Source organism: Bradyrhizobium sp. Kon37 (assembly GCF_055807535.1).
In genome coordinates, this window is the sequence record NZ_JBVVOY010000028.1 from 32,685 (window position 1) to 48,710 (window position 16,026).

Genomic DNA, 16,026 nt, shown 5'->3' on the forward strand with positions numbered 1-16,026 from the left:
ATCCCCACCCGGACGGCTTGTCCGCCAATTTCTCCAACATCCTATTGGCAGAGCGTCGCGAATGAAATGCCCGCGATTAAGACATTCTTAATCATCGTTAACAGGATCGCGCCGTAAGGCCTTAGCAATAAATGCAATTCTCCACCGGACTCGCCGGATTGCGGCAACTTTTCGCCAATAAACCGGCAGATTTGCGCCAAACGGCCGGAACATTTCGTTAACCATTTCCGTGCTTGGGTGGAGGGAACTTGACCGCCGGACCGGCGGACATCGCGCGATGCCGGGGCCTGCGCCATGACTCCTGAACTGCAACGGATGGACTGGATGCCCTCGCCCCCGCTTGCACCCATCGATAGCCCGCTCGACCTCGATCATCTCTCCCGCATGACGCTCGGTGATTCCGAGCTGGAACAGGAGGTGCTGACGATGTTTGCCGAGCAGGCGGTGCGCCTGATCGCGGCAATGGCCGCGCTGCCGGCCGAGGCTGGCGCACTCGCCCACAAGCTCAAGGGCTCGGCGCGCGGGATCGGCGCCTTTGCGGTGGCGGATGCCGCAGCCAGTCTGGAGACCGCGATCCAGACCGGCCAGGGCCGGCCTCACGCCTTCGCCGCGCTGAAAGAGGCGGTGACCGAGGCTCGCGTCGCCATCGAGGCGATCCTCAACCCTTAGGGCGACAGCACCGGACCCGTGCTCTAGTCTTTGTTTTGACGGGTTTTCTTCCCGCGCAACGGTATTCGCGACTGAATCAAAACGCTATGGCGCCGGGCTGACCGACCCGTTATAGGACAGCCCGGACCCTCCTTCATTCCCTAGATCGCGGCAGCACGAGCACACATGGCCAAAATTCACTTTGTCGATCACAAGGGCGAAACCCGTACGGTGGACGTCGAGAACGGCGCGACTGTGATGGAAGCCGCCATCCGCAACAGCATTCCCGGCATCGAGGCCGAATGCGGCGGCGCCTGCGCCTGCGCCACCTGTCATGTCTATGTCGACGAAGCGTGGCGCGAGAAGGTCGGCAGCCCGACGCCGATGGAAGAGGACATGCTCGACTTCGGCTTCGACGTGCGCCCGAACTCGCGCCTGTCCTGCCAGATCAAGGTCTCCGACGAGCTCGACGGCCTCGTGGTGGCGACGCCGGAACGGCAGGCCTAACTCTCTTAGCTATCATGTGCTGGGCGGCGCGACCTCGATGCCGCGCTTGTGCCAGGGCCTGAGCTTCTCGAGCACTTCCGCGATCAGCGGCGTTGGCCGGCGCGACGCTTCGTCGATCATCACGGCGACCGATGTCGCCGATGCAATGCACTTCCCTTCCGAAAACACCACCTGCTCGAACGTCACCGACGTTCGTCCCAGCTTCACGACGCCGAGGCCGAGCTCGATCGTGTTCGGCCAGTGCAGCTCCGCGCGAAAATGGATGTCGAGCCGCACCATGATCCAGGCAAGTCCGGGCGGCGTCAGGCCGTATTCCGGGAGCTTCATCAGCGTGACGCGGCCGGTCTCGAAATAGGTGGCGTAGACCGCGTTGTTGACGTGCTGGTTGGGGTCGAGATCGCCGAAGCGGACATTGTCGCTGAGGCGAAAAGGATAGTCCTCCAGGCGCGGCGTCGTATCGAGGCGGCTTGGTGCGTTCACCGATTGATCTCCGTCATATCGTTGCTGGTTACAGCCCAGTTATCCTGACCCGGCAAGTGGGCGCGGCTGCGGGGCGCTCCCGCTTTTATGCCTTCCCTGATCCATCCCCGTTGGCTAGACAGGCAGGGTCACCTCGGCCCACAGGGCGCCGTCCACCGAACGACCGACAAAGAGACGACATGAGCGACGCGATCAAAACCGATGTGCTGATTATTGGCGCCGGCCCCTGCGGTCTGTTCGCCGCCTTCGAGCTGGGCCTTCTCGACATGAAGACGCATTTCGTCGACATCCTCGACAAGGTCGGCGGCCAGTGCGCAGAACTCTATCCGGAAAAGCCGATCTACGACATTCCCGGCATTCCGCAGGTTTCGGGGCAGGGCCTCACCGATGCGCTGATGGAGCAGATCAAGCCGTTCCATCCGACCTTCCATCTCGGCGAGATGATCGAGACTGTGGAGAAGATCGGCGATCCTCTGTTCCGCTGCACGACGGACGCCGGCAAGGTGTTCGAATGCAAGGTGCTGGTGATCGCTGCTGGCGGCGGCTCGTTTCAGCCCAAGCGTCCCCCGGTGCCGGGGATCGAAGCCTATGAAGGAAGCTCGGTGCACTACGCCGTGCGCAAGATGGAGACGTTCCGCGACAAGAACGTGCTGATCGTGGGCGGCGGCGATTCCGCGCTCGACTGGACGCTCAATCTGCATCCGATCGCCAAGCGCATCACGCTCTTGCACCGTCGCGACGATTTTCGCGCCGCCCCCCACAGCGTCGAGCAGATGCGCGCGCTGGTCACGGCCGGCAAGATGGATCTGCGCCTCGGCCAGGTCACCGCGCTGTCAGGCAACGAGGGCAAGCTGAGCGGCGCCACCGTGAAGGGCAACGACAACAGCGTCAGCGAAATCACCTGCGACACCATGCTGCCGTTCTTCGGCTTGACCATGAAGCTCGGGCCGGTCGCGAACTGGGGCATCGCGCTGGAGAACAATCTGGTGCCGGTCGAGACGTCCGCGTTCGAGACCAACGTGCCAGGCATCTTCGCGATCGGCGACATCAACACCTATCCCGGCAAGATCAAGCTGATCCTGTGCGGCTTCCACGAGGGTGCGCTGATGTCGCAAAAAGCCCATCGCTACGTTTATCCGGAGAAGCGGCTCGTGTTCCAGTATACGACCTCGTCCTCCAGCCTGCAAAAGAAGCTCGGCGTCAACTGACGGCGGCGGGCGATGCCCCATGTTTCTGGTGCTGGAACAGTTCGCGAAATCGCCGTAGTCTGGGGCCATTGCGGTAGGCGGCTTAGCAAGGCGATTGGCTCAGCAAGGTGATGATAATGCGGACTCTCTTTTCCAGCTTTCGGCTGTTCTCATTCCTCGCGCTCGCGATGGCGCTCGGTGCGGTGAGCCCCGTTGTGGCGCAAGTGCAGCAGCCAACCGCCGCTGGCCTGTGGCAGAAGGTCGAAGACGGCAAGACGGTGGGATGGTTTCTCTTCATCGACCACAACGGCATCTTCGAAGGCGTCATCGCGAAAACCTTTCCGCGGCCCGGCGACGACCCGAACGAGATCTGCGCGAAATGCACGGACGATCGCAAGAACGCGCCGGTGCTCGGGCTCTCCTTCATCCGCGACATGAAGCGCGACGGCTTGAAGTATGACGGCGGCAACGTGGTCAATCCGCGCGACGGCAACATCTGGAAGGCCAAGATGACGGTCAGTCCGGATGGGCAGACGCTGACGATGCGCGGCTTCCTCGGCATTTCCCTGTTCGGCAAGGACGAGACCTGGACGCGTCTTCCCGACGCCAACATCGCGCAGGTCGATCCCGCCATCGTCGCGAAATATCTCCCGGCGCCAACGACCGCCGCGACCAAGCCCGTGCCCGCGGCGAAGAAGGGCGGCGCGATGATGGCGCCGGCGCCGAAGCAGTAGGGTCTACGTCGCGCGCTATGGCGCCCGTACTTCCGTAGCTCCACACATTGCCGTCCATTGCCCGCCAAGGCGGGGGACTCCAGTACGCCGCAGCCTCTCCGCGTTGTTGCGCGGTGTCCCCCCGTGCGCAATCGCGCATGCGGCCGGCTGAGACACAGGAGATCTTGGCGCGCGCGTAGCGATCATACCCCTCGAAAGACGAACGGATGCGGGACGCGCGCCAGTAGTTCCCCGGAATGCGCGCTGGCGCCGGATTTGCATAGCTATCCGCAAAGCTGTTGGGGGATGAGTCGCCGTCCTTTGACGCCTTCGCCGAGTCGCGGAGGCGGACGGCAGCTATCGCCCCGCGGCGATGACCTCGATCCGCGGAGACGACATGAGACGTGCAATATCGCGTGCCGCCATGCTGCTGGTCCTGACGGTGCTGCTGACCGCCCCGACGATGGCGCGCGACGACGGCCGCTACGCCAACTCGCCGCTCAAGCCCTGGTTCGAGAGCCTGCACAGCGAATACGGCCAATGCTGCTCGGATGCCGACGGCTATGTGGTCGCCGATGTCGACTGGGAATCCGACAAGGGCCGTTATCGCGTGCATCTCGAGGGTGAATGGGTCGTCGTGCCCGACGGCGCCGTCATTACCGTGCCGAACAAGATCGGCCGCACCATGGTGTGGAAGCACTACATCGACGGTCATCCGCGCGTGCGCTGCTTCATGCCGGGCAGCATGACGTAGACTGCAGCGTGATCACGGGCGATGCGTCGCGCCGAAACGAGACTCTCGCACCAACGCATCCGGGCGGCGAAGGCAGTGTCCGCCTGCAGCGCTCAGGTCACCGGCGCCGGATTGAACAGCGTCAAATCGTTGTGGATGCCCCAGCGATCCGACCAGGGTTGCGTGCGGCCGCTGGCGACGTCGAGGATCAGGCGGAACAGGTCCCAGCCGGTCTCCTCGATGGTCTTCTCGCCGGTGGCGATGCCGCCGGCATCGAAATCGATCAGGTCCTTCCAGCGTCGCGCGAGCTCGCTGCGGGTGGCGACCTTGATCACGGGCGCAGCCGCAAGGCCATAGGGCGTACCGCGGCCGGTGGTGAACACCTGCAGTGTCATGCCGGAGGCGAGCTGGAGCGTGCCGCAGATGAAGTCGGACGCCGGCGTTGCCGCAAACAGCATGCCCTTCTGCGTCGCCTTCTCGCCGGGCGAGAGGACGCCGGTGATCGCGCTTGATCCGGACTTGACGATCGAGCCGAGCGACTTCTCGACGATATTCGCGAGGCCGCCCTTCTTGTTGCCGGGCGTGGTGTTGGCGCTGCGGTCCGCGCCGCCGCGGGCCAGATAGGAATCGTACCAGGCCATCTCGCGGACCAGCGCGCGGCCGACGTCCTCGTTGATGGCGCGTCGCGTGAGCAGCTGGATCGCGTCGCGCACTTCGGTGACTTCCGAGAACATCACGGTGGCGCCGGCGCGCACCAGCAGGTCGGCGGCGAAGCCGACCGCAGGGTTCGCGGTGACGCCCGAGAAGGCGTCGCTGCCACCGCATTGCAGGCCGATGACGAGATCGGCGGCCGGGCAGGTCTCGCGGGTGCGCTTGTTGAGGATCTTCAGGCGGGCTTCGGCCTGGGTCATGATGGCATCGACGATGGCGCCAAAACCATCGAAGGCTTCGTCCTGCATGCGGACGATGGCATTGCTGACGCCTTCCGGCACCAGACGCTCGGGCGCGAGCTTTTCGCATCCCAAGCTGATGACCAGGATCTCGCCGCCGAAATTCGGGTTCTGCGCGATGTTTTGCAGCGTGCGGATCGGAATCACGGCGTCGGGCGCGTTGATGGCGACGCCACAGCCATAGGCGTGCGTCAGCGGCACGACGTCGTCGACATTCGGGTATTTCGGCAGCAGCTCGGCGCGGATGCGCTTCACCGCATATTCCATCGTGCCCTTGACGCATTGCACGGAGGAGGAGATGCCGAGGATGTTCTTGGTGCCGACCGAGCCGTCGGAATTGCGAAAGCCTTCGAACGTGAAACCTTCGAGGGGCGGCAGCGGCGCGGGAACGGCGGTCGAGATTTCCAGCTTGTCGAGGGCAGGGGCCTCCGGCATGCGGATGCGCGCTTCGTCCACCCATTCGCCGGCCAGGATCGGCGCGAGCGCGTGGCCGATCACCTCGCCGTAGCGGATGATCGGGGCATCCTGCGGGATGTCGACCAGCGCCGTCTTGTGTCCTTGCGGCACGAAGGCGCGCAGCGTCAGCCCGCTGGCGAAGCGGGAGCCGGCGGGAAGCCCGAAATCATTGACAACAATCGCGACGTTGTCGCGCTCGTTGAGCTTGATGTAGCGGGGCTGTTCTTTCGCGGCGACTGACTGGTCCATCTGCGCTTGCCTCCGAAGCCGTAGGGTGGGCAAAGGCGCAAGGCGCCGTGCCCACCATTTTCACACCGAACGTAAGCGGTGGGCACGCTTTGCTTTGCCCACCCTACGATATCTTGCCCGTGGTTAGCCAGGATAGGTATAGGCGGTCTTCACCGCCGTGTAGAACTCGCGCGCGTAAGAGCCCTGTTCGCGGGCGCCGTAGCTCGAACCTTTCCGGCCGCCGAACGGCACGTGATAGTCGACGCCGGCGGTCGGCAGATTGACCATCACCATGCCGGACTCGCTGTTGCGCTTGTAGTGCGAGGCGTATTTCAGGCTGGTGGTGCAGATGCCGGAGGCAAGGCCGAACTCGGTGTCGTTGGAGATCGCCAGCGCCTCCTCGTAGTTCTTGGCGCGAATGACGGTCGCCACCGGCCCGAAGATTTCTTCGCGCGCGATCCGCATGTTGTTGTTGGCTTCCGTGAACAGCGCCGGCTGCAGGTAGTGGCCGGGCGTTTCGCGCTTGAGCAACTCGCCGCCCCAGGCGAGCTTGGCACCCTCGTCCTGGCCGATCTTGATGTAGCGCAGGTCCTGGTCGAGCTGGCTCTGGTCGACCACGGGGCCGATATGCACGCCGGCCTTGAGCGCGTCGTCCACCGTCAGGCCCTTCAGGCGCTCGGTCATCGCCGCAACGAAGCGGTCATGGATGCCTTCGGTGACGATCAGGCGCGAGGAGGCGGTGCAGCGCTGGCCGGTGGAGAAATAGGCGCCGTTGACGGCGACTTCGACGGCTGTCTTGAGATCGGCGTCGTCGAGCACGACCAGCGGGTTCTTGCCGCCCATCTCGAGCTGGAATTTCTTCATGTTGCTCGAGGTCACGCAGGCCTGCGCGATCTTGCGGCCGGTCTGCACCGAGCCGGTGAAGGTGATCGCGGCGACGTCGGGATGCTCGATCAGGGTCTGGCCGACCACGGAGCCCGAGCCGACCACGAGGTTGAACACGCCGGACGGGATGCCGGAGCGGGTGATGATCTCGGACAGCGCATGCGCCGAGCCCGGCACCAGCTCGGCAGGCTTGAACACCACGGTGTTGCCATAGCAGAGCGCCGGGGCGATCTTCCAGGCGGGGATCGCGATCGGGAAATTCCAGGGCGTGATCATGCCGACGACGCCCATCGGCTCACGGGTGAGCTCGACGTCGATGCCGGGACGGACGGAAGCACCCTTCTCGCCGATCATGCGCAGCGCCTCGCCGGCGAAGAACGCAAAAATCTGGCCGGCGCGGGCGACCTCGCCGATGCCTTCCGGCAGGGTCTTGCCTTCCTCGCGGGCGAGCAGGCGGCCGAGCTCTTCCTTGCGTGCGATAATCTCGAGCGAAATCTTGTTCAGCGCGTCGTAGCGCGCCTGCGGCGTCGACTGCGCCCAGGCGGGGAAGGCGGCCTTGGCGGCTGCGATGGCCTTCTCGGTCTGTGCCTTGTCGGCCTTGGCGTATTCGCCGACGACGTCGTTGGTGTTGGAGGGGTTGATGTTCTTGGTGACGGCGGAGCCATCGACCCATTCGCCGCCGATGAAGTTCTTCAGGATCGCAGTCATATCTCTTCCTCCGAATTTTCTAACGCACGAGGCAGGGACGCTTGTCGTCGAAGGTCCAGCCGGGGATCAGGTCCTGCATGGCAATAGCGTCATCGCGGGCGCCGAGTCCATGCTGCTTGTAGAGGTCATGCGCGGCGTCGATGGCGGCCCTGTCGATTTCGATACCCAGGCCCGGCCTCTCAGGCACGGCGATCTTGCCGCCCTTGATCTGGAGTGGCTCCTTGGTCAGGGCCTGGCCATCCTGCCAGATCCAGTGCGTGTCGATCGCGGTGACCTTGCCGGGGGCGGCGGCGCCGACATGGGTGAACATGGCGAGCGAGATGTCGAAATGGTTGTTGGAGTGCGAACCCCAGGTCAAGCCGTTGTCGCGGCAGGTCTGGGCCACGCGCACCGAGCCTTGCATGGTCCAGAAATGGGGATCGGCCAGCGGAATGTCCACAGCGCCGAGGCGCAGCGCATGGGACAATTGCCGCCAGTCGGTCGCGATCATGTTGGTCGCAGTCGGCAGGCCAGTCGCCCGGCGGAACTCGGCCATGATCTCACGGCCGGAGAAGCCGCCTTCGGCGCCGCAGGGATCCTCGGCATAGGCTAGGATCCCGTGCATGTCCTTGCAGAGGCTGACGGCCTCGTCGAGCGACCATGCGCCGTTCGGATCCAGGGTCACGCGCGCATTCGGAAAGCGCCTGGCGATCGCGGTGACGGCCTCGATCTCCTGCTCGCCGCGCAGCACGCCGCCTTTGAGCTTGAAATCGGCGAAGCCGTAATGGTCGTGGGTCGATTCCGCGAGCCGCACCACGGTTTCCGGCGTCATCGCCTGCTGATGACGGAGGTTGAACCATTCGCTCTTGCCGGTCTCGCCGCTGACGTAGTCCAGCTTGGATTTGCGCCAGTCGCCGACGAAGAAGAGATAGCCCAGTGTCTCGACGCTGGTGCGCTGCTGGCCGTCGCCGAGCAGGGCTGCGACAGGCAGGTTGAGATGTTGACCGAGCAGATCGAGCAGCGCCGACTCCACGGCCGTGACGGCGTGGATCATGACGCGGAGATCGAAAGTCTGCTTACCGCGGCCGCCGGCATCGCGATCGGCGAATGCGGTCCGGATATCGGCGAGGATGTTGTTCATCGCACCGACGGTCTTGCCGATCACGAGATCACGGGCGTCCTGCAGCGTCTGCCAGATCTTCTGCCCGCCAGGCACCTCGCCGACGCCGGTGTGACCGGCATTGTCGGTGAGGATGACGATGTTGCGGGTGAAGAACGGCGCATGCGCGCCGCTCAGATTGAGGAGCATGCTGTCACGGCCTGCAACCGGAATCACCTGCATCGCGGTGACGACCGGTGCGCCAGTGATCTCGGTCTTGGCCATCGCAGGCTCCTCCCTGTGTCGTCTGTTATTCTGCAGCCTGTTGTGACGATCGGATGGCGGGCAGATTCTTCACGAGCGCCGTGACTTCCGCGATCTCCTGCTCGGTGAGGTCGGTCAGCGGCGGGCGAACCGGGCCGGAATCGCGTCCGATCACCTTCATGCCCGCCTTGATGATCGAGACCGCATAGCCCTTCTTGCGGTTGCGGATCGCGATCAGCGGCAGAATGAAGTCCTTCAGCCCGGCGTGGATCGTCGCGTGGTCGCGCTTGCGCACGGCGGCGTAGAAATTGGTGGCGAATTCCGGAACGAAGTTGAACACCGCCGAGGAGTAAGTGGTCACGCCCATGTCGAGATAGGGCAGCGCGAAGGTCTCCGCGGTCGGCAGGCCGCCGATATAGGTCAGGCGGTCGCCGAGCTTGGTGTAGACGCGGGTCATCAGCTCGATGTCGCCGATGCCGTCCTTGTAGCCGACGAGGTTGGGGCAGCGTTCCGCGAGGCGGGCGAGCGTATCGGGCTGGAGGATGGCGTTGTCGCGGTTGTAGACGATGACGCCGATCTTCACGGAGGCGCAGATCGCTTCCACGTGGGCAGCAAGGCCGTCCTGCTCGGCATGGGTGAGATAGGGCGGCAGCAGCAACAAGCCGTCGGCGCCGGCCTTCTCCGCGCCGATCGCGATCTCGCGCGCGGTGGCGGTGCCGTAGCCGGTGCCGGCGAGCACGGGCACGCGGCCCTTGGTCTCGTCCACGGCGATCTTGACCACCTGCGGAACCTCGGCGGCGGTTAGCGAGAAGAACTCGCCGGTGCCGCCGGCGGCGAACAGGCCTGCGACGTCATAGCCGCAGAGCCAGTCCATGTTGGCGCGGTAGGTCGTCTCGTCGAAGGAGTAATCCGCCTTGAACGGCGTGACGGGGAAAGACAGCAGGCCGGATCCGATCTTCTGGGCCATTTCCTGCGGGGTCATCTTGCTCATGGGCGCTGCTCCCTGGTCTCGTGTTGTGGAGGACGCAAAGGCTGCGCGTCCATGCGCCGTGGTTTAGGAGACCGTTCGATGCGGGTCCAAGCCAAAGCCTATATCGACCGATGCGAAATCAGCATCAATCTTCCATCACCTCCGCCGAGGACAATTCGCTCGCGATCTTGACGAGCGCCGACAGCAGCGGATTCTCGTCGTCGCGGCGCCAGACCATGAACAGCTCGACCGGGACGCGGGTGCGCAGCTTCAGCGGCCGCAGGCGGACGTCCGCGATTTTCAGGCTCGCCGCCGCCGCCGGCACGATGGCAAGGCCAAGGCCGGCGCGCACCATGGCGAGGATCGAGTGGATCTGGCTCAGGTGCTGGACATAGCGCGGCAGGATGTCGGCGCGGGTGAACAGCGCCACCAGCACGTCGTGAAAGTAGCGGCTCTCATAGGGCGAATACATCACGAAGGGCTGGTTGTCGAAATCCCTGATCGTGATGGTCTCGGCATTCGCCAGCGGATGCTTTTTCGGGATCGCGGCGAGCAGGGGCTCGGCGACGACGCGGCGGCTGGCGATTTCGGGGCGCGCGATCGGAGGCCTGAGCAGGCCGGCGTCGATCTGGCCCGAGGTCAGCGCCTCGAACTGGTCGCCCGACACCATCTCCTTCAGCGAGAAGTCCACCTCGGGCAGCTTGGCGCGGCAGGCGGCGACGAGCTCGGGGAGGAAGCCGTAGGCCGCGGCCGCGGTGAAGCCGATTTTGAGCGAGCCGGACTTGCCGAGCGCGATACGGCGTGCCACCTGCGAGGCGCTTTCCGCAAGCTTCAGGATGCGCCGCGCTTCCGGCAGGAAGCTGCGCCCGGCCGGCGTCAGGCGTACCGAGCGGCTGGTACGCTCCAGCAGCGGCGCATCGATGATGTGCTCGAGCACCTGGATTTGCCGGGACAGCGGCGGCTGGGTCATGTTCAGTCGCGCGGCGGCGCGGCCGAAATGCAATTCCTCCGCCACCGTGACGAAACAGCGGAGCTGGTTGAGGTCGAACATCGATACATGCCTTAGATGGATAAGGCGTTTCCCCGGCGCTTCTAGCATCGATTACTCCCAAAACAAAGACGGCGGCCGTGAAGCCGCCGTTAAGTTGCCTGGTCAAGCTCCCATGGGAGCCCTCAGGAGGAACGTTTGAGCACCACGCGCTCGATCTTGCCGACGACCACGAGATAGGCGAATGCGGCCACCAGCGCATTGGCGCCGACGAATATCAGCGCCCCGTTGAACGAGCCGGTCGCGGCCAGGATGTAGCCGATCACGATCGGGGTGCTGATCGAGGAGAGATTGCCGAAGGTGTTGAACAGGCCGCCCGAGACGCCGCCGGCTTCCTTCGGCGAGGTGTCGGAGACGACAGCCCAGCCGAGCGCGCCGATGCCCTTGCCGAAGAACGCGAGCGCCATGAAGCCGACCACCAGCGCCTGGCCGTCGACATAGTTGCAGGCGATGATCGACATCGACAGCAGCATGCCGCCGACGATCGGGATCTTGCGCGCCATCGTCAGCGAGCCGGTCTTGCGCAGGATCGCGTCGGAGATGACGCCGCCGAGCACGCCGCCGATGAAGCCGCACAGCGCCGGTAGTGTCGCGACGAAGCCGGCTTGCAGGATCGACAGACCGCGCTCCTTGACCAGGTAGACCGGGAACCAGGTCAGGAAGAAGTAGGTCAGCGTGTTGATGCAGTACTGGCCGAGATAGACGCCGAGCATCATGCGGTTGGAGAGCAGCTGGCGGATATGGTCCCACCCGGAGCCGGCCTCGGGCGCGCGCTCTTGCTTCAGATCGTCTTTGGGCGCGTCGAGATCGACCAGCGCGCCGCCGTCCTTGATGTAGTCGAACTCAGCCTCGTTGATGCCGGGGTGCTCCTTCGGGCCATAGATCGTCTTGATCCAGACCAGGCCCATGACGATTCCGAGCGCGCCCATCACGAAGAACACGTAGCGCCAGCCGTAATCATGCGCGATCCAGCCCATCAACGGTGCGAAGATCACGGTCGCGAAATACTGCCCGGAATTGAAGAAGGCCGACGCGGTGCCGCGCTCGTTGCTCGGAAACCAGGCCGCGACGATGCGAGCATTGGCGGGGAAAGACGGCGCTTCGGCGATACCGACGAGGAAGCGCAGGCCGAACAGCACGGTGATCGCGGTGCCAGCGCTGAAGAAGCCGACCCAGCCCTGCAGCGTCGTGAACAGCGACCAGACGATGATGCTGAAGGCATAGACGAGCCGGGAGCCGTAGCGGTCGAGCAGCCAGCCGCCCGGCACCTGCGCGATCACATAGGACCATCCGAACGCCGAGAAGATGTAGCCCATCGCGACCGGATCGAGATGCAGCTCCCTGGAGAGCGCGGGGCCCGCGATCGACAGCGTGGCGCGGTCGGCATAATTGACGGTCGTGACCAGGAACAGCATGGTCACGATGAACAGCCTGACGCGAGACCTTCTCACGTCCGCTGCGGACATCACTGCGCTCATTGCGCGCCTCCTTAGAACTCGAAACGTTTCCCCACTGCGACTCCTAGAGGTGCGCGCGGCAGAGTGTCCAAGTTCAAGGCAGTATCGATCGATGCCGTTTTTGGATGGATGGAACGGCAGGTGGGAGGAACGATTGTGAGAGAGTGCCGAGACGTGAGCCCCAACCTCGTCATTGCGAGCGCAGCGAAGCAATCCAGAATTCCACCGCGGAAAGACTCTGGATTGCTTCGCTGCGCTCGCAATGACGATGTGGAGAGAGCCCGCTTTGCGTCTACTGCCGTACGCCCGGCAGCAGCGGCGCGAGCAGCCCGCGTGTCACGCCCGGCGGTGCCGCATCCAGCCCCAGCACGGCGCTTGCGGCCGGCAGTGCCGCGTCCGCCATCGCGGCGTGGCCTTCGGCGCTCGGATGCACGGCGCCGCCATAGACGGCGGAGAGCACGCCCCAGGTCGCGTCGTGGATGTCGGTCGGCTGGCTTGCTGCCGGCAAGCCTTGCGGATAGGTCATCGCGGCGAAATAGCTGTCATTGGCGTCGCGGATCCAGCGCGCGCGCGGCAGATAGGCGCGGAATTCGGAGGCGCCGCGGCCGCACAGCATCGGCTGGCTCGCCGCGCTCACGATGTCGGGATTGAAGCTCTGGCCGTTCTCGGCAAAGCAGGTGCGGTCGAATTCGGGATCGTTGCCCGAATGCGCGCAGAAGCCGTGATCGGCGAACGCCGCCTGATGTGAATCCACGAAGGTCATGCGGTCGGCCTCGGGATCGCGGCACAGCGCGCCGCGGGTGCAGGTGGCGAGCCCCTTCAGTTGCGGCAGGAATTCGGTGTCGACGAAGGTCGAAACGCGGGCGAGGCGCTGCGGATCGGCGTTGAAGGACGGATGGATGTCGAAGCCGGCGCGGCCGCCGCGGCAGGGCACGCCGCCATCGGCGAGCGCCGGGTTGGCGTAAGAGACGTAGACCACATGCGAGAGGTCGCCGCCGACCAGCGGCTTCAGCGCCTCGCGCAGCTTGACGAAATTCTGCGGCAGTTCGCGCGCCAGCGCATCGCGGGAATCATCGACGCTCGCCATCACGCCGGAGCGCCGGAATATCGCGCGCTCGGTTGCGGTCTCGACGATAACGTCGGCGACGAGGCCCGAGAAATAGACGTCGTTGGCGCCGACCGAGAGCAGCACGAGGTCGAGCGTGCGCTCTGGCTGCCGTTTCTTAGCGGCGGTCAGCGCCTCGCGCAGCTCGGCGACCTGCGCGTTCACGCTGATGTTGCAGACGCCGGTCTTGCCGGGCGGGCATTCACGGGCACGCTGCGAGCCGAGCAGCCCGTCGCTGATGCTGGCGCCAGTGCAGGCGAGCGGCAGAAAGGTTACCGCGATGTGGGTGTAGCGTACCGCGAGCGCCAGCGCGGTGCGGGCCTGGTAGCTGTAGAGCGATCGGTGGCAGGGCGAGTTGAACCAGAGCGCGCTGTAGCGCTGCCAGTTGGCAAGCGTATCCGGCGCTTCGCAGGCGCGGCCGCCCTTGAAGCCGGCGCGGCTCGGCCGGTAATACTGCGCGCCGGCGGTGCCGAGATAGGAGCGGAAGCAAAAACCTTCGTCCGACAGCGCCAGCGGCCGGTCCGGATTGCCTTCGCCCGAGGCGATGCTGTCTCCGAGGCCAGCGACGAAGATGTCGCGGACCTGGATCTCGGTCTGGACCCGCTGGGTCGGATCGGAGCCGGAGGAGACGTCGACGCTCGCGACCGTCTGCTTGCCGTAGCGGACCCGCAGATTGATCGGCTCGGCGCAGTCGAAGGTGGATTGCTGCGGCCCGTCGCCGTCGTCGAACGACCAGGCGCAGGTGGCGCCGACCGGCACCGCGCCGGCGAGGCGCACAGTGACGGGATGGTCGAGGGGGGTGAGGTAGTTTTCCTTCGTGTTGTCGCGGGTGCAGGGCTGGTTGACCCGCCCCTGAAGGTCGATGCAGAGCCGGTTGACCATGTTGCGGGCCCAGCCGCGGCCCTCGCTCTGGAGCTCCAGCGATTGCTCGGCGGCGAGGATGCTGCGGTTACGCGCGTTCTCGACGTGGAGCAGGAAGTCGCGCTCCTCGCGGAACAGCCGGAAGCGGTTGCGCACCTCCCAGCTGATCTGCAGGGCGCCCGCGTCCTGCGCGGCCGCCTGTTTCAGCGGCAAGGCGGTGAGGAGCCCGGCGAGCAGCAGGGCACCGGCGAGGAAACGGCGAAGGGATACAGGGATCATGGCCCGCATTTTCAACGGCAAAGTTGAGGCGGAAATAAGAGAGCTGCTCTCCGCCTGCAACATTGGTCTGACGGTTTTGCCGGCCGGCGTCTAGCGGACTATCGTTCGAGCATGACCTTTCCGGAAAACCGCTTCGCACTTTTTCCGGATCATGCTCAGCGTTTGCTGGCCTGCCGCAGCGACCGCTCGCGCTCCATCGCCGCCACCTGCTTGGGCAGGTTGGCCTGCGCGCAGGCCTCCGCCAGCCTTCGGCGCTCCTGCCAGGGCTCCACCACATTCATCCAGAGCTCGCGTGTGCCCATGATGGAGATGGCCAGTCCGAACGGGATCACGAAATAGAGGATGCGGAAGACAAGGAGCGTGGCCAGAAGCTGCTCGCGGCCGAACTCCGGCAGCGCCACCAGCATGGCGGCGTCGAACACGCCGAGCGAACCGGGGGCGTGGCTGGCAAAGCCGAGCAATGTCGCCAAAATGAACACCACGGAGAGCGACAGGAAGTCGATCTGCGGCGTGGCCGGCACCAGAAGGTACATCGCCAGCGCGCAGAATCCGAGGTCGACGACACCGATCAGGATCTGCACCAGCGTCAGCGGCGCTGACGGCAGTACCACCTTCCAGCCCTTCTGGCCCAGCTCGCGGCGCTTCTCGCCCATGCACAGCCAGACCAGATACGCGCCGATTGAGGCGAGGCCGCCGAGCGCAATCAGCCGGTTGATCGACGACGGCAGCTGATCCATGTAGGAGGCGGCATCCGGATGGATGGCCATGCCGATCGAGAGCACGAAGATGTTACCGAGCCAGAAGGTCAGGCCCGACAGGAAGCAGATCTTTGCGACGTCGATCGCATTCAGCCCGTAATCCGAATAGATCCGGAAGCGGATCGCGCCGCCGGTGAAGACGGTGGCGCCGATATTGTGGCCGATTGAATACGATGTGAAGCTGGAGAGCGCTGCGATGCGATAGGGCACGTGCTTCTTGCCGATCGTTCGCAGTGCAAAATAATCGTAGAAGGTCAGCGTACAGAACGCGAAGCATACGCAGATCGCCGCCAGCCCGATGTTACCGCGGGGGATCTCGGTCAACGCAGTCAGGATGACCCCGGTGTCGATGCCCTTGAGCGTACGTACCAGCGTAGTGATCGCGAACGTGATGATGAAGACGCTCGCCGCAACGCCGAGTCGCCGCCAGCCGATCCATCTCGTGAAGCCGCGCTTCAGCGCGGTCAGCAGTCCGTGCATTCATCCTCCCGGCGGGGGGCAAGACCGACCAGGCCAGACATTGGCCGGTCGGATGCGATCAGTGCCCGATGTGGGCTTGGATCGCTAGGCATGATGTAGCTCATTTAAGGCAAAAACAGTGACTTGTGCAGCCCTTGACAAGGATAGGTTCTGCGTTGGACCAGCTTGGACCAGCCACTTTGTCATACGCGGTTCACATCGGGCGCGCGTTAAGCATATGAGTCGTGGGAT

At 64.7% G+C, this 16,026-nt stretch carries 15 protein-coding genes; 5 read left to right on the forward strand and 10 right to left on the reverse strand.

Going from position 1 to position 16,026, the window contains the following annotated elements; genetic code table 11:
• Window positions 1-41: 41 nt before the first annotated feature.
• On the reverse strand, window positions 42-296 hold the full coding sequence (locus AC0L3J_RS32385; protein ID WP_473349759.1) for a hypothetical protein: 255 nt from the start codon (window positions 294-296) through the stop codon (window positions 42-44).
• On the opposite strand from AC0L3J_RS32385, the gene AC0L3J_RS32390 reads away from it, so the two are divergent.
• Window positions 295-669 (forward strand): Hpt domain-containing protein, encoded by a 375-nt coding sequence (locus AC0L3J_RS32390; RefSeq protein ID WP_027566855.1) that lies wholly within the window; start codon window positions 295-297, stop codon window positions 667-669. The genes AC0L3J_RS32385 and AC0L3J_RS32390 overlap by 2 nt on opposite strands.
• Before the next feature lie 165 nt (window positions 670-834).
• A complete protein-coding gene (locus AC0L3J_RS32395) occupies window positions 835-1,155 on the forward strand; it encodes a 2Fe-2S iron-sulfur cluster-binding protein (RefSeq protein ID WP_045008721.1) in 321 nt (106 codons plus the stop codon).
• Between the two features lie 12 nt (window positions 1,156-1,167).
• Here AC0L3J_RS32395 and AC0L3J_RS32400 read toward each other — a convergent pair whose 3' ends face one another.
• Window positions 1,168-1,635, reverse strand: a complete 468-nt coding sequence (locus AC0L3J_RS32400) for an acyl-CoA thioesterase (protein ID WP_085394484.1) — start codon at window positions 1,633-1,635, stop codon at window positions 1,168-1,170.
• Window positions 1,636-1,814: 179 nt separating this feature from the next.
• Here AC0L3J_RS32400 and AC0L3J_RS32405 point away from each other — a divergent pair, with 179 nt between their 5' ends.
• The 3 genes from AC0L3J_RS32405 to AC0L3J_RS32415 all read left to right on the forward strand — a co-directional run bounded on the left by AC0L3J_RS32405 (window position 1,815) and on the right by AC0L3J_RS32415 (window position 4,289).
• The gene (locus AC0L3J_RS32405) at window positions 1,815-2,843 is read left to right on the forward strand and encodes an NAD(P)/FAD-dependent oxidoreductase (protein ID WP_473349760.1); all 1,029 of its coding nucleotides are present in this window, start codon (window positions 1,815-1,817) and stop codon (window positions 2,841-2,843) included.
• Window positions 2,844-2,959: 116 nt separating this feature from the next.
• Entirely contained in the window at window positions 2,960-3,556 is a 597-nt protein-coding gene (locus AC0L3J_RS32410) for a DUF2147 domain-containing protein (protein WP_473349761.1), read from the forward strand.
• 376 nt (window positions 3,557-3,932) lie between these two features.
• Window positions 3,933-4,289, forward strand: coding sequence for a hypothetical protein (locus AC0L3J_RS32415; RefSeq protein ID WP_473349762.1), 357 nt, complete (start codon window positions 3,933-3,935; stop codon window positions 4,287-4,289).
• Window positions 4,290-4,381: 92 nt separating this feature from the next.
• Here AC0L3J_RS32415 and garD read toward each other — a convergent pair whose 3' ends face one another.
• From garD to AC0L3J_RS32455, 8 genes are all read right to left on the reverse strand, one after another.
• Window positions 4,382-5,923, reverse strand: coding sequence for a galactarate dehydratase (gene garD / locus AC0L3J_RS32420; protein ID WP_473295275.1), 1,542 nt, complete (start codon window positions 5,921-5,923; stop codon window positions 4,382-4,384).
• Between the two features lie 123 nt (window positions 5,924-6,046).
• The gene (locus tag AC0L3J_RS32425; RefSeq protein WP_473349763.1) at window positions 6,047-7,495 is read right to left on the reverse strand and encodes an aldehyde dehydrogenase family protein; all 1,449 of its coding nucleotides are present in this window, start codon (window positions 7,493-7,495) and stop codon (window positions 6,047-6,049) included.
• A gap of 19 nt (window positions 7,496-7,514) precedes the next feature.
• On the reverse strand, window positions 7,515-8,858 hold the full coding sequence (gudD, locus tag AC0L3J_RS32430) for a glucarate dehydratase (RefSeq protein WP_473349764.1): 1,344 nt from the start codon (window positions 8,856-8,858) through the stop codon (window positions 7,515-7,517).
• Between the two features lie 25 nt (window positions 8,859-8,883).
• Entirely contained in the window at window positions 8,884-9,828 is a 945-nt protein-coding gene (kdgD, locus tag AC0L3J_RS32435) for a 5-dehydro-4-deoxyglucarate dehydratase (protein ID WP_027518956.1), read from the reverse strand.
• A gap of 124 nt (window positions 9,829-9,952) precedes the next feature.
• Complete coding sequence (locus tag AC0L3J_RS32440) at window positions 9,953-10,858, reverse strand: LysR family transcriptional regulator (RefSeq protein ID WP_473349765.1); 906 nt, start codon at window positions 10,856-10,858, stop codon at window positions 9,953-9,955.
• A gap of 122 nt (window positions 10,859-10,980) precedes the next feature.
• On the reverse strand, window positions 10,981-12,333 hold the full coding sequence (locus AC0L3J_RS32445) for an MFS transporter (RefSeq protein ID WP_473349766.1): 1,353 nt from the start codon (window positions 12,331-12,333) through the stop codon (window positions 10,981-10,983).
• Window positions 12,334-12,604: 271 nt separating this feature from the next.
• Window positions 12,605-14,557 carry an SGNH/GDSL hydrolase family protein gene (locus tag AC0L3J_RS32450; protein ID WP_473349767.1) on the reverse strand — a complete coding sequence of 651 codons (1,953 nt, stop codon included), beginning with the start codon at window positions 14,555-14,557 and terminating at the stop codon, window positions 12,605-12,607.
• A 155-nt stretch (window positions 14,558-14,712) separates the two neighbouring features.
• Entirely contained in the window at window positions 14,713-15,795 is a 1,083-nt protein-coding gene (locus AC0L3J_RS32455) for a lysylphosphatidylglycerol synthase transmembrane domain-containing protein (RefSeq protein ID WP_473349768.1), read from the reverse strand.
• Between the last annotated feature and the right edge of the window lie 231 nt (window positions 15,796-16,026).